Here is a 13,009-nt window from a genome sequence, read left to right as displayed (position 1 = left end):
TTAGAAAATTACTTCGAGGTATATTTTTTTGTTTTATCAGCAACTTTTAAAGCTGGCTCTGACTTAACCTGATATTTAACCTGACTATCGAGCTGAAGAAGACTTGTGAAGTAGTCTCTGGTCTCTTTGTCTTCGCTAAAAATATAACAGCCTTTCATTCCGCGGGTCATCAAAGTGCGATATGTATTCTTAATAATTTCGTCGGCAAGTTTTTTGGCTCCCAGCGTATCGGTTTTAGCCATTTTTTTAATGCCTTTTAATGACTGATCTGTCTTAGCGCGAGCTTCGTAATTAGTGATAATTTTTTTGTTTCTTACAATTAAATCGGGACCAATAATTACGCCCACATAATCTAGCTCTAGGCCTTGACAGGTATGGATACAGCCAATCTCATCAATTGAATCGGGCTTAATGACCCATAACATAACTGCGTCAGATAAGTTCCATTTCATTGCAAACTTAAATTGAGGAAATTCTATATCAAATAATTTTGAGGAGCCCTTTGAAACCCAATTCCAACAATAGCCAGCTACGAGACGTGCTTTATTGTTTGTATTCTTGAGTTTTATTGCTTCAAAAAGTTTTGTTGGGTTATCAAATACTTTAAAGTCGTAACTTAATTCAGAGAGATATAGATTGGCTGTAGGTCTAATATCTAGTGAGTTATCGAGCCAAGCGATATAACCATCTGATCCGTTACATCTGAATTGTGATTCAAGTTTTAACTCAATGATGTTAGCTTTTTGTTCTTCCGCAAAATTAATGATTTCTTTTTTGCGGCCAATATCATGAATTGTAACTCTCTGATCCTCATCGATTAGAAAAATAGAAGTCTTTGCTGCAGCAATAAGTTCTTTAATTTGATTGTCGCCTTGATTTCTAAATAATCCGGATTTTTCGTTTAGGCGATGTGCTTCGTCGATTATAAGCATGTCAAAGTCATTAGCTTTAGAAGTTGTAAAAGAACCAGATCCGACAAACAGACTTGCAATCTGTGTTTTCTTCATGGTTCCACTTAATTTTGATTGATAAACTTCTCTAGGAGCCGAATTCTTAGATACATATTGAACAAGCTTTCCTCTTTTGGTTGCCTCGACTAAAAGATTAATTGCTAAGACAGTTTTTCCTGTACCAGGACCGCCTTCAATTATAACAACATTTTTTTGAGTTGTATCTTTGAGAGCTTTTAAACAAACTTCATAGGCAATTTTCTGTTCATCAATTAATACGAACTCAGGCTTTCCTTGTAATAATCCTACGAGGTGATCGGCTAGCTGCTTTGATGGTCTAATTTTTCCGTTATCGATGCGATACAAAATATTCTTTTTATCGCCATGTTTGATATATTTTTTTATAAATTCTCGAAGCTTTGCGATGTCTTCTTTTAAAAATAGGGGGGCTCGCTCAATGTCATCTTTATAGAAATCGCTGGTAATGATGCCATCGTCACGATAATTGTGAAGATAAGCACAAGGTGAAAGCTGGATGTTGTCATCTTGCACTGTTTGGTTGTAATCGTGAATAATTCTTGAGTAAGACCAAGCTTGGTAACAAGGGTGTACTGAATCTCCAATACCGTGAGCGTACTGAACTTTAACCGTTGATGGAATGTCTGTAGCTTGAATGCTAGTCCATTGTTTTAATTCTACGATAACTACAGATTCTTCGCTTTTCTCGTTTAACCCTGAAATAATAAAATCAATCCGCTTAGCTGAATTCGGAATATGATATTCAATTGAAATTCCAGCATCATCTGGCACTTCAGGAGCACCTCGAAGAGCGCGTTCCATGTATGGTAAAGAGTTTTTCCACGATTGGATTTCGTTTTTGCCTATGTTTTTTCCAGTTCTCGATTGAATAAGACGTAAAATCTTTTCTTCGATGTCGCCAGAGTCCATATCGTTTAAAAAGTCTTTTTTATCAGAAGAGTAAATAATCATTCGTTATACTTTTTATTAGACCCTTTTGATTTTTCTACTGGATATTTGTCAGCGTTTAACTGCATTTTTTCTTTGAGGGCGCTAGATAGATCGATATTATTTTTTTGAGCAAAACGTAGAATAAAGAAAAAAACATCAGCCAGCTCATGTTTAACTTTATTTTTGAATTCAAGATCAGAAAACTTTTGTTCTATTTCAGAGTCAGTTTTAAATCTAAAAAGATCTAGTAGCTCATTGGCTTCAGTTGAGATTCCGATCGCTAAATCTTTTGGGGGATGAAACTGATCCCAATCGCGTTCGGAACAAAAGGTTTTAATTTGGGACTTTAGATTTTCTAGTGTAGCTTCTGAATCCATAATTAATTGGACTATTGAACCGAACTATCGTCAATTTACTTGATATCAATATTATGCTTAGAGACGAGGCAATTAAATGTTTCGTTAAAATATAACTTCACAGGTTTTAGATAAAATGCACTTAAGGGTTAATTTCAATTTATTGAACCTCCTTTTTTACCTTGTAATACACATAATAGCTGGATGTTTGTTTTTGAACTTTGGATTTTTTTGCCTATTTTTTTTTAAAACCTTTAATTGCTTTTGCGAGTTTCGTTCCTGTTGCGAAACTAAGCTCCTTGCCTTCGAATTCACATCGATATAATCCTTGAAGGTTTGAAGGAACTTTTAATTTGTTATCCCAGAGAAGAATAACTTGTTGATCGTAAAGAACGAACGCTGCCCCAATTTCAATTAATACATTGTTATTGATTGCATAAGAGTCTGCTAGTTTATTGCCCTCATCAGCAGTAACTACCATCAGTCCGGCTTGACATCTCCGCATGCCCGCCAACACCTTTTGTGGCACTGGTATCGCGGTAGTTTCTTCTTCTACGGCAATTTCATAATCTATATCGTATAAATCTAAAATAGATTTTACTTGCTCAACTATTTCCATATTTTTGCTGTGAGTAACAAACACTTTAAATGACTCGGCTTGCGAAGCAGGAGTTCTGTTCTGTTCATTTTCTATTTTGTTTTTTGAGTTTAAAGGTGTTTCTTCAGGTATAGATTCTGTGATTTCTGAGTCGACGCCATTGTGGTTGTCATCGGGTTCACTTATTTTTACGGGTGACGGTGATAAGCTATCTGTTGCAACAAATTGACCTGTCTTGGTGTCATGAATAAATCCTACATATTGACCATTATCTTTGATTATATTTAGGATCTGCTCTACTCTTTCTTGAGGTACTTGGAAATCGTGAGCGAGTACATTTTTCGCGATCTTATCCTGAGGAAATTTCGACTTGTTATATTTTTCAAAAAATTTAAGTAAAATTGTAGGCTTTAGTGCAGCTTCCGCTTTAGCCTTCAAATCATCACCTTCTTCTGTGGGAGCTGTTGCTCTTCTACCTAATTCCGTCAGACTTATTTTTGCAGCATTATAGCTTCCGTTTGTTAGGCCGTAAGCGATCGCAGAACCACAAAAGTATCGCCAGCTAGATGATGTAGGTGAAATATCAAGAGCCATAGCGATTTGATGTGGAGCTGCTTCTTTTCCTCCGAACTCGTCAGTTATTTTTTGCGCTATAGTGAGCGCTTCACGTAACGAACGAGACGGAATTTCAGTTTGGGAAACTCTAGCTTGTTTTTCCGGTTTAATTTCATTTTTAGGAGATGCTTTTTTACTCATAAGTTTCTTTCTTTTTTATATAAATACATTAATATTTATTAATTAAATAGTGTATTTTAACAAATTGGCCAAAGTGCTAGTTGTATAAAAAGTACTAATGCAGTGGTTTTTGTAGTAGGAGTTCCTCAAACTAAGGGTGGGTAAGATTCTGTTTTTATGATCAGTTTTGAAAAATTTCGATAAACATCTCCCCTAGAAGTTTCGTGAGTCAAGAGTCTCCCAATTAAGGTAATTGTTTAACTAGAGAAATCACTTTATTCATTACATCCTCATCGTCCTTAAGAAACACTTTCGGCCTATACCCCTTACGCTCAGTATTCCGTTTATCAATATATTCAATGTAAGAAGTAGAAATAAGCAAATCTATAGCACTCGCCGGCAAAGTTAAGAGAACAGGATTTCCATATTTTACGGCGCCAGCAGTTTTAGTGCCGATTGACGTCGCGTAAGGATGCATTTCGAGCGCATCTAACATTGTCTCACAGCTTGAAGCACAGTATTCATCGACTAGAACATAAATCGGTTTGGCAAATCCATTTTTTTCAATTTGCATTTCTTCTTCAAGATACATGTTTTGTTCTTCGAATGAGGCATCAGAAAAAATAGCTTCTGGATCATTCAAGTATTTCTCTACACGGAATACATATTCGTTAGCAATATGCTGCGACTTCATCAAATTTAATCTTAATTTATGTATAGGTTTATTATACCATTCTCGTGATTTAACTACCGGTATGTGATAGTATTGCATCATAGCGCCATCACGGAAGGGCTCGCCCCATAATACAGCTCCAATCTGCAACGCTAAATCACGATACCCACCAGAGTTTCCTCTTAAATCCAGAATTAAAGAATCTACTACTTTAGATTTTTCAGTTAACGTATTGATAATGTTTTGTCTGTTGATAGGATCCTCAACTAAGAATGTTGGAATTGTAACAACAAGAGCTTTTTTGTTGTTAATCTGAATTTCTTTAAACTGAGTGTCTTCTTCAGGTTTGTCTTTTTCGGGTAGCGAGGCCATTGTTCGACTGACTTTGTATTTTACATCTCCTAATACTGCTTGAAGATGGCCATCAGGAAACTTTTCTAGCGCTTCTTGAATTTTCTGAAAAAAAGCTATCTGACCTAGAGATAAAGTTTTGATTTGAGTAAGATCATCAACAAGTATTTTAAAATTTTCCGGATCAGCTACTTTTCCTGCATAAACTTCGTCTAACGTGTGAATTAATAAATCGATATCACTAGATATCTGTGCTTGAGGCAATGGCTTTTCTTTGTATGTATGAGTAACGGAAAGCATACCTATACCGATCAATAAAAAGACTAAAAATTGGAGACTTTTCATTTAGTCTGTATCGGAATAATGGATACTTTTTTGTAAGTAAAATATTATTTACATAGAAAAATTAGTGTTTCAATTTATTACAAAATACGAATACAAATTGAAATTAGAAATAGGGTGGTTTAAATCGCCCTGGGTATCTCGCCTCAAAGCGCCAGCTATAATGAGTGTGTCACAAGTCTAGAAAACTATTCGTAGTCGTCGTCTGATTTATCACGAGGCTTCGGCCCAACCCAGTCGGCAGGTCTTCCACCAAATGTCCAATAATACAAATCTTCAACCTCAAGCCTTGCCCATTCGGTCTGTCTTAAAAAAATCAAACTCGATTTCAAACTCGGGTTCTCATTAAAACAACGAATATAAATCTTCTGCCCCAAACGTTCCCAGCCGTACTCTTCAACAAGAGCACGAACCATCATTTCCAAAGTAATACCTTTTGGTGGATATTTATTAAATCGTGGTTTTGGAAGTTTGCGGTCTGACATTTTTAACTATTTTCTGAAGAAATTTGGATGGGGTAGTGCACCTTGGTTTAAGCTATTGATTATACTCATCTTAATTTTGAGGCAACTGCAAATAGCTACAAAATCTGAATTATTCGTTCATTAGTTGTCTAATATATTGAATAGCAAAATGATGGTAGCTGTTTTTTACAAAACTTCTAGTCGCTGCTAAATCAGCGTGCTTTATTTCAGCAGCTTTAGCCGCGGATTAATTATTTCCCAGCCATCTTTAAGAGGCGTGATGTCAAAATGATGCCCTTCGTATATATTCCAAGCATGGTCAATATGATGAAGGATTCCTGAGCTACATTTTCCCGTTGCCCAACCCTTCTACATAACTTACTCCCGGCATTTGCGTCGCACATTCGTACGCATTTTTATAGCACTCATGCTGTTGAGGATTAAAAGAAGTCATAAATTGCTTTAGTTGATCAGGGCCGGAGTTCCACGATGAAAGTGTTAAAACCTGGGCTTTAACCTTGTTATTTTGAAACCATTGATCTGTGTTGGGGTAGTTTGTTAGGTGTTGCCGCCAGATTTGAAAGAGTTCATTGAGAGTCATGTTATTTATGTTAGCTTATTTATGTTAGCGCCTTGTTAGTAAATATGCTCCTAGAATTGGCTGTAATTACGTTAGCGATAAAGGGAGGATGTGTTGAGAACTGAGCCAAAATCTTGTCCTCACGAAGCGTTGGGTGCGTTTTAGGCATGATTACAAAGGTGCCTATTTGAGGCAAATCTGGTATAATAAACACGAAATACGAGTCTGGAAACTAATGCAATCGAATATAAGTTAGCCTTGATTTTGCTATATGCATTGTGTATTACTTGGCAGGAGTTTAGTCCTATTTTGAGACAGTCTATGTAGACACGATTAAATTACGCCGATAAGTTTAAAGAAGGGAGTCAAATATGTTTGAATTATATCCACTTGATGAAGAATCAGAGTCAGCTTCAAACGCTCTTGAAAATGTCCAAGCTACTCCTTCGGAATCTAACGATCAATCTACTCAGGAAACTGAATAAAGCACTCGCAAGCTAATTCTTTTACTAAAGGCTAGGATGCTGACATCTTAGCCTTTGATAAACATACTTCGATATTTTATAAATTGAAGTATGTTAAAAAATATATCCCTATCAAATTTCAAGTCATTTAAAGAAGTTAGCAATCTTGAACTTGGGTCATTGACAGTTTTGTCAGGCTTAAACAGTTCTGGGAAAAGCTCAGTTTATCAAGCTCTAAACTTTTTCGTACAGACAGAAGACAGCCATGATCGAGAACACTATGAGTTAATAACAAATGGCTCTTTAAGTCGAATGGGATTGCCTTCAGAAATTTTACACGATTCTAAAAACTCCGAAATTAAATTTAAATTTTCTTGGGCTGATGACAGTTTTCTTGAATCGGTATTTAATTTGCGAAGTGAATCTGAAAAATTAGTTTTGACTAAAATCTCATATGAAAAAACATTAAAGAAAAACGAAGTTGTTAGCTATAGCGCGGTTATGAATAAAGGTTCATGGAGTGTGGTAGGTGTAAAAACATTTTCTTTGAATGATGCAGTTCAGGCGATGATTATTCAAAAGTTAATCCAAGATAAGCATAAAGGGATAGAGCGTTTTTATGAAAATGAAGTTAAATTTGAAGCCGTGTCTATTAAAATATTATCAGCCCAACTGCACTCAGTAAAAGTAAAGTTCGATCAATTTATAAATTGTATTCAGCCCGAATATCAAGATTGCCTAGATGAAGATATATTTGAAAAAATGTGTCGAAATAATGGTGTGGCTTACGACGGTACAATAACTTTAAAAAATTCTTTTCTTCTTCCTTTGACGAATTTAAATAGCAATGAGTATTTGTATCAGCCTGCTTTTCGTGGCCAACCAGAGAGGTTATATATAGATTCTGTTCTACCAAACCCATTGAGTCAGTTTCAAGATAAATTGGATTCAAATATTCCCTATAAATTTAATTTTAAAGACAATAAAAATGAGAATGCTAAAATCGAAGTCGCCTTAAAATATTGGTTAAAAGACAGATTTAACTTAGTTGACGATGTTTATGTCAAAGAAGTCCTTGGTAACTATGCATCGGCGATCATGGTGAAAATAGGAAACAAAGAATTCGCGATTAACAATGTAGGTTTTGGAGTCAGCCAGATTCTTCCGGTGATTTACCAAGTGTTGCAACATCCTAAGAAGAAGATGTTTGTAATTGATGAGCCAGAGGTTCATTTGCATCCACAGCTACAATCTAAGCTTGCAGACTTCTTTTTCGAAATGGCATTAATTGGGAAGCAGATCATTATCGAAACTCATAGTGAGTATTTGATAAATAAATTAATCTTTTTAAGTCTTAAATATAGTGAGCAAAAAGAAAAAATAAAATTATATTGGGTTGCGCGTGAGCAAGAACAGTCTAAAGTGTACTCTATCGAGTATGATGAGTTGGGGTACATTAAAAACTCACCGTTAGGTTTTTTGAGCGAACAGAAAAAAATAGCTGAAGAGCTTAACGAAATAAGACTATCAAATTTAAACCGCAAATGACGATGAGCGCTAGAGTAATTTTAAATTTTTCACCTCATGTTGAGTCGGACATACTGTCTCAAACTAATCTGGATAATCTAGGCAGAAGCCTCATTCAGGTAAAAAAGTTGTTTGGCGACTTGAGGTTCTCTTTTGCATTAATAATTCCGAAAGAATTAATGCAGTCATTTTATGGTAATTCTTATTTGAGAATTTTTATTGAGTCTGTTTTGGAGGATACTCAATCAAATATTCTTTTTGAAAGTACAGTAAAGTCGGCTGACTGTATGACGGCTGATGTATCAACTCAATTTGTGAATATTCAAAATATAATTTATACACCCGTGCAAATTATAAATGATTACATAAACCAAAAGACTCCATTGCTTTTTGATAATTTGATTAGACAAGTTCAAAAGGACAACTGTGCTACGTGCACAGGAAGATATATGTGTGGTGATGTTAGAGATATAGCTACAACAGATTTAACGGTCGGGAATTTAGTTGCAAACATTGCGACTTTGAATGCAGACAATTATGCTGAGTTAAAGCGAAAAAATACTGGTTGGGATTTATTGGACATTCGAAAATTTGCACTCTTTGAAGCTTTTAATCAAGGAGTTGATATGACACTTTTACGTTTTGCAAACGATATTGAAATTTCCAAAAGTTGTCTTTCTGAAATTCGCGGGCTTGGGGCTGTAGAAATTGTCGAGATCGCCTTTTCTATGTTTCGTAGTTTGGCCTATGTATCTTCAAAAAAAGCAGATCGCTGTCATTTCAGTATTGATTATCATCCCGAAACCATCATGAGTAAGCATCAGGGGTTTCATATTGAAAGATGCGACGTTATTGAGCCGCATAAAGCAGGTAATTCTGCGAGTGGTACAAAACGGTTATTGCGATTAGTTAAAGACCAAGTAATAACGTTTGCTGCATACGTTTCGACTCATGACTTTAATGAAGATCTGATTAAATCGAGAATTAAGTCGATAACTAATTCAAATTAAGAATAGCACAAGGCCCTAAGACATAAGGCATACCAAGGTTTAGTTAAATGGAACTCTAAGTGTAGGGTTGTAGTGAAAAAAATCACAACAGCTTATTTGATCACCACGCTTGCGTATTACATTTTGACGACAGAAGCAGTGTCTTCGAAGTGACAACAAGGGAATAGCTGTTTTGACGTAGATTTCATTTTTTCTTATTAAGTGTTGAATTTTATTGAATAGGGGCCAAAAACTAAAAAACCTGCTCGATGGCAGGTTAATTGGATGGGGTAGGAGGACTTGAACCTCCGAATGATAGAATCAAAATCTATTGCCTTACCAACTTGGCGATACCCCAACTGAGTCGAATGACGTGAGACCCAAGTTAATTAATTTTGGCGATTAGCGCAAGAAAAAATAAAGCCCAAACTTACTATAATAAGTTTGGGCTGGTTGGTTTGATGGGGTTAGAAGAAAGGTTTTTTGAGCAGGGTCTTTCTTTTTACTTGTGTTGATCTTAGCTGCTATATTTCTAACCACTTTTTGGAGCGAAAAGCTTCCCCTATTGCATTCCTATCGGGCGACTTTAGAAATCTAAGGTTTCCTTTAGAAGTCTGACCATCATTGCTGGTGGCTTAATCGTCACCTTGATAGGTTTGCGGAGCCTTCTGCCTTTTTAAAGTCGTCAGAGTTTCTCCCATCGAACGTAGCTCATTTTCATAAGCCTCAAAAACTAAATTTTCAATCGTTTCTCGCGTTTCCTGATTTAACGGATGCGCTATATCACGAAACTGGCCATCTTTACGCTTTTTGCTGGGCATAGCCACAAACAAACCGCCAGGGCCTTGAATGACCTTAAGATCACGTACAACGAAACAATTTTCGATCGTGATCGTTACATATGCTTTTAATCGATCCTCATTAACAGGAAAGATTTTTACTTCGGTGATTTTCATGGTGGCCTCTCTTAAGTCGTACCTATTCGCTACATGACTTGATGTATTACTTACGTCTAGTATCGGGACCATGGTCGTGGGGCTTTAGGGGAAAATAACGCACATAAGTAAAAAATCTGGCAAAACTGTTTAGTTGTTCAAAGATGAGACAATTTTCGAATTTAAACTGAATTTATTGAAAGTTGCCCTAACAAACCAGGGAACATAATTTTTGAAAAAGACACTTATTTATCAAGCAAGACTAGCTATTATCATGATCTCCCGCTCACGATGAGCGGGAGAAGCGAGAGCTCGAGAGCAGCGCTCTCGATGTCCAAGGATGGCAGCTCTACGTAAAAACCCTATTTAAGATCAAAAGTGATCGCCGTAATACCACGGCCACGCGCCACACGAATCGTGTTCGTACCCTTTTTAATCGCCTTAATAGCAGCTTCAGCGCTAGTAGGTTCAACTTTGTTAATACCCAAAACCACATCACCCACGCGAAGGCCAAGAGAGCTTCCGATAGAGCCGCGGTCAACCCAAGTGATCATCGGGTTTTTTACCGAATCTTCAAGGTTATAGTCTTCACGTAAAGCATCGGTCATATCAGAAATTTTAATTCCTAAATTGTACGGCGTGTTTGCGTTTGAAGAAGATTTTTGATCTTCTTCTTTTTCTGAACGTTTAAAGAATGAACTTAAAGATTTTTCAGACGGGCGTTCGGCCACAGTCACATCTAAGTTTACAGTTTTTTCATTACGTAAAACTTTAAATTTTGTTTTTGTACCTGGTTCGATATCGGCAATCGTGTTCATTAAATCTTGAGCGTCGCGGATTTTTTTACCGTTAATCTCTTGAATGATATCGTAAACTTTCATACCGGCTTTTTTAGCAGGGCCTTCACCTAAACCAAGAACTGCAGCACCACGGTATTCATCAAGGCCCATCGCCATAGCCGCACGGTAATCTAAATCACCCGGAGCAATACCAATATAACCTTTTTGTAATTTTCCTTCTTTTTCTAAAGTAGGAATAATTTTTTTCACTTCATCAATCGGAATCGCAAAACCAATCCCTTGCGCGCGTGCATCGATCGCTGAATTTACGCCGATCACCACGCCTTTAGAATTGACTAACGGCCCGCCAGAGTTACCCGGGTTAATCGAAGCATCAGTTTGAATTAACGGAAATTTATTAATTTCGTTAATGGCGCGGCCTTTTGAAGAGATAATCCCTTTAGTCATGGTATGGCCATGGCCGTACGGGTTACCGAAGGCTGCCACCCATTCACCAACTTGCGCATCTTCTGAAGTGCCCATAACCGCAACGGTTAATTTGGTATCGGGTTTAATTTTAATTAATGCGATATCAGTGCGTGAATCGCGGCCGATCACTTCAGCTTTATAAGTTTTTTCATCGTTTTCAGATAACTGCACTTCAACGATGTCAGCATTTTCAATCACGTGGTTATTGGTAACAATTAAACCATCTTCACGAATAATAAAGCCTGTGCCTAAGCCCATGCGGCGTGGTTTTCCTGGCTGCTGTTGTGGCTGCATCGGCACACCGTAGAATTGTTCTAACATTTCTAACATCGGGTCACGTTGCATTCTGCCACGCGGAATCACCGAAGTTGAAATATTCACAACCGACGGGTTTATGGCTTTAGCCAATTCAACAAATAAATTAGCCGGTAATGGTTCACCAAGTTTTAACGCCGGCGGAGTTTTTTGAAATGATTGAGCGGTGACTTCGTTATTTTGAAAATAGACGAAAGCCGTTGCTAGGATAGCTAGAATTACAATAGTCAGTCGTTTCATGACTTAGTCCTCTCTTTAAAAAAAACGAAAAAAAATCGTTTTCATTTGGCTGTTCCACCTTTGGTCTGACGGCAGGAGGCCGTCAGAAGTGCCGCCACGGATGGGAACTTCGTTATTACTTATTTAAGCGCAATAAATTTTGTTTTCAAATCGTTGATAACTGCGTCTAAGAAATTATTTTCATCAGCCGTTAAGTTATTTTTTGTTTTATCTTTTAATAATGATAACAGATCGATATTAAAACGGGCTAAATTTTTATCGACTTCAATTTTACCGGTCTGTGGGTCAGCTTGCAAACCCATGGCCATAGCCGCAGATGAGCCGATTGACATAATTAACACGTTAAAAGAAGCTTCCATTTTTTCCATATTAAAACCTTTTAATTTCTGTTGAAGATGTTTTTAATCTTAAAGTTGTAACCTATACACCTACCGCGTAGCCTAAGAGATTTTTCTCTCTATTGGTAACGTTGGGGTGAAATTTTAAATTGTAAAGTTTAGGATTCACTTTTGATAAAATTGAAAAGAAATAAGTGCCTTCGAAGATTTTATCATTGTGAGTTTGTAAATGATGCAGCTTGTGAAGAAGTAAACCGAACTCGAAGTTTTGCGCTTGCGAGACAGACAGAGCTTTAAGATCGGCTTTGTAAATCTCTTTCGAAAGACCTAGCGTATAAGCTACGGCGTTGAACAGGGGAGCAAATACTTTATCAAGCGGCGAAAGCGAAATATAAATTAAGCCCAAAGTTTTACGCGTAAGTTTTGAATGTAAAAAGCCATGACTTAAAAGCATGTGCACAAGTAATTTTTTTTCTGCTGGATTGAGCTGTTCCAGAGTTTGGCTATTTAAAAAAACCACAAGTTGGTTAGAAAACTCGGGCCAGACCAGCGGGGGCGTTGGCTTATCGGTCACGAAGAAGCGAACTTTTCTGATGCCGTAAGCAAGTGCATATTGTTTAAAAAGTCCAGTTAGCTCGTAAGGGTCAATACCTACGATCTCTTTGGCGCTGGTGCGGTTAATAAAAAGTTTTAGGCCTTTGTGAAAGATGAGGTACAGCAAAACTAAACATAATAAAAAGGCTGCCAGCAAGCCTGCGCGGCCCGCGACCTGAAATCCTAAAATTAAAAAAATAAAACAGCTGGCTGCACAAATTAACCAGACTTGAGTCAGGGTCTTCATTTAGTCAATTTTATGTGATCACAGGTTGAAATCAAGCCTATTTATGCCAAAATATAAGGGGTCAAAGATTATCA

11 protein-coding genes and 1 tRNA gene are annotated in these 13,009 nt (G+C 36.9%); 2 read left to right on the top strand and 10 right to left on the bottom strand.

Features of this window, described 5'->3' with window-relative positions; all coding sequences use genetic code 11:
• Nucleotides 1-8: 8 nt before the first annotated feature.
• The 5 genes from ACKWCF_RS11895 to ACKWCF_RS11875 all read right to left on the bottom strand — a co-directional run bounded on the left by ACKWCF_RS11895 (nucleotide 9) and on the right by ACKWCF_RS11875 (nucleotide 5,459).
• Nucleotides 9-1,940, bottom strand: coding sequence for a DNA/RNA helicase domain-containing protein (locus tag ACKWCF_RS11895; RefSeq protein ID WP_409477812.1), 1,932 nt, complete (start codon nucleotides 1,938-1,940; stop codon nucleotides 9-11).
• Nucleotides 1,937-2,296 (bottom strand): nucleotide pyrophosphohydrolase, encoded by a 360-nt coding sequence (locus tag ACKWCF_RS11890; RefSeq protein WP_409477811.1) that lies wholly within the window; start codon nucleotides 2,294-2,296, stop codon nucleotides 1,937-1,939. The genes ACKWCF_RS11895 and ACKWCF_RS11890 overlap by 4 nt, the downstream gene beginning before the upstream one ends.
• 214 nt (nucleotides 2,297-2,510) lie before the next feature.
• On the bottom strand, nucleotides 2,511-3,629 hold the full coding sequence (locus ACKWCF_RS11885) for a TIR domain-containing protein (RefSeq protein WP_409477810.1): 1,119 nt from the start codon (nucleotides 3,627-3,629) through the stop codon (nucleotides 2,511-2,513).
• A gap of 223 nt (nucleotides 3,630-3,852) precedes the next feature.
• Nucleotides 3,853-4,977, bottom strand: a complete 1,125-nt coding sequence (locus ACKWCF_RS11880) for a S41 family peptidase (protein WP_409477809.1) — start codon at nucleotides 4,975-4,977, stop codon at nucleotides 3,853-3,855.
• Between the two features lie 185 nt (nucleotides 4,978-5,162).
• On the bottom strand, nucleotides 5,163-5,459 hold the full coding sequence (locus tag ACKWCF_RS11875; protein ID WP_409477808.1) for a VF530 family DNA-binding protein: 297 nt from the start codon (nucleotides 5,457-5,459) through the stop codon (nucleotides 5,163-5,165).
• Between the two features lie 1,134 nt (nucleotides 5,460-6,593).
• Here ACKWCF_RS11875 and ACKWCF_RS11870 point away from each other — a divergent pair.
• Together ACKWCF_RS11870 and ACKWCF_RS11865 are read left to right on the top strand one after the other, a co-directional pair.
• Nucleotides 6,594-8,030 carry an AAA family ATPase gene (locus ACKWCF_RS11870; RefSeq protein ID WP_409477807.1) on the top strand — a complete coding sequence of 479 codons (1,437 nt, stop codon included), beginning with the start codon at nucleotides 6,594-6,596 and terminating at the stop codon, nucleotides 8,028-8,030.
• Between the two features lie 2 nt (nucleotides 8,031-8,032).
• On the top strand, nucleotides 8,033-9,019 hold the full coding sequence (locus ACKWCF_RS11865; protein ID WP_409477806.1) for a hypothetical protein: 987 nt from the start codon (nucleotides 8,033-8,035) through the stop codon (nucleotides 9,017-9,019).
• Nucleotides 9,020-9,280: 261 nt separating this feature from the next.
• Here the strand turns inward: ACKWCF_RS11865 and ACKWCF_RS11860 are convergent.
• The 5 genes from ACKWCF_RS11860 to ACKWCF_RS11840 form a co-directional block, all read right to left on the bottom strand.
• Nucleotides 9,281-9,356: transfer RNA gene (locus ACKWCF_RS11860), tRNA-Gln, on the bottom strand.
• A 277-nt stretch (nucleotides 9,357-9,633) separates the two neighbouring features.
• Nucleotides 9,634-9,954, bottom strand: coding sequence for a septation regulator SpoVG (gene spoVG, locus ACKWCF_RS11855; protein WP_409477805.1), 321 nt, complete (start codon nucleotides 9,952-9,954; stop codon nucleotides 9,634-9,636).
• 341 nt (nucleotides 9,955-10,295) lie between these two features.
• Nucleotides 10,296-11,756, bottom strand: a complete 1,461-nt coding sequence (locus ACKWCF_RS11850) for a trypsin-like peptidase domain-containing protein (RefSeq protein WP_409477804.1) — start codon at nucleotides 11,754-11,756, stop codon at nucleotides 10,296-10,298.
• A 119-nt stretch (nucleotides 11,757-11,875) separates the two neighbouring features.
• The gene (locus tag ACKWCF_RS11845; protein ID WP_409477803.1) at nucleotides 11,876-12,124 is read right to left on the bottom strand and encodes a DUF1844 domain-containing protein; all 249 of its coding nucleotides are present in this window, start codon (nucleotides 12,122-12,124) and stop codon (nucleotides 11,876-11,878) included.
• 52 nt (nucleotides 12,125-12,176) lie between these two features.
• Entirely contained in the window at nucleotides 12,177-12,935 is a 759-nt protein-coding gene (locus ACKWCF_RS11840) for a hypothetical protein (RefSeq protein WP_409477802.1), read from the bottom strand.
• Nucleotides 12,936-13,009 lie beyond the last annotated feature (74 nt).

Source organism: Pseudobdellovibrio sp. HCB154 (assembly GCF_046267985.1).
GTDB lineage: Bacteria > Bdellovibrionota > Bdellovibrionia > Bdellovibrionales > Bdellovibrionaceae > Pseudobdellovibrio.
This window is presented reverse-complemented; position numbering and strand designations above follow the sequence as displayed.

What these genes read in the sequence shown, in the direction of transcription:
- ACKWCF_RS11890 (WP_409477811.1), bottom strand. Translation starts at nt 2,296, where the DNA reads ATGGATTCAGAAGCTACACTAGAAAATCTAAAGTCCCAAATTAAAACC.
- ACKWCF_RS11875 (WP_409477808.1), bottom strand. Translation starts at nt 5,459, where the DNA reads ATGTCAGACCGCAAACTTCCAAAACCACGATTTAATAAATATCCACCA.
- ACKWCF_RS11870 (WP_409477807.1), top strand. Translation starts at nt 6,594, where the DNA reads ATGTTAAAAAATATATCCCTATCAAATTTCAAGTCATTTAAAGAAGTT.
- ACKWCF_RS11895 (WP_409477812.1), bottom strand. Translation starts at nt 1,940, where the DNA reads ATGATTATTTACTCTTCTGATAAAAAAGACTTTTTAAACGATATGGAC.
- ACKWCF_RS11885 (WP_409477810.1), bottom strand. Translation starts at nt 3,629, where the DNA reads ATGAGTAAAAAAGCATCTCCTAAAAATGAAATTAAACCGGAAAAACAA.
- ACKWCF_RS11880 (WP_409477809.1), bottom strand. Translation starts at nt 4,977, where the DNA reads ATGAAAAGTCTCCAATTTTTAGTCTTTTTATTGATCGGTATAGGTATG.
- ACKWCF_RS11840 (WP_409477802.1), bottom strand. Translation starts at nt 12,935, where the DNA reads ATGAAGACCCTGACTCAAGTCTGGTTAATTTGTGCAGCCAGCTGTTTT.
- ACKWCF_RS11865 (WP_409477806.1), top strand. Translation starts at nt 8,033, where the DNA reads ATGAGCGCTAGAGTAATTTTAAATTTTTCACCTCATGTTGAGTCGGAC.
- spoVG (WP_409477805.1), bottom strand. Translation starts at nt 9,954, where the DNA reads ATGAAAATCACCGAAGTAAAAATCTTTCCTGTTAATGAGGATCGATTA.
- ACKWCF_RS11845 (WP_409477803.1), bottom strand. Translation starts at nt 12,124, where the DNA reads ATGGAAAAAATGGAAGCTTCTTTTAACGTGTTAATTATGTCAATCGGC.
- ACKWCF_RS11850 (WP_409477804.1), bottom strand. Translation starts at nt 11,756, where the DNA reads ATGAAACGACTGACTATTGTAATTCTAGCTATCCTAGCAACGGCTTTC.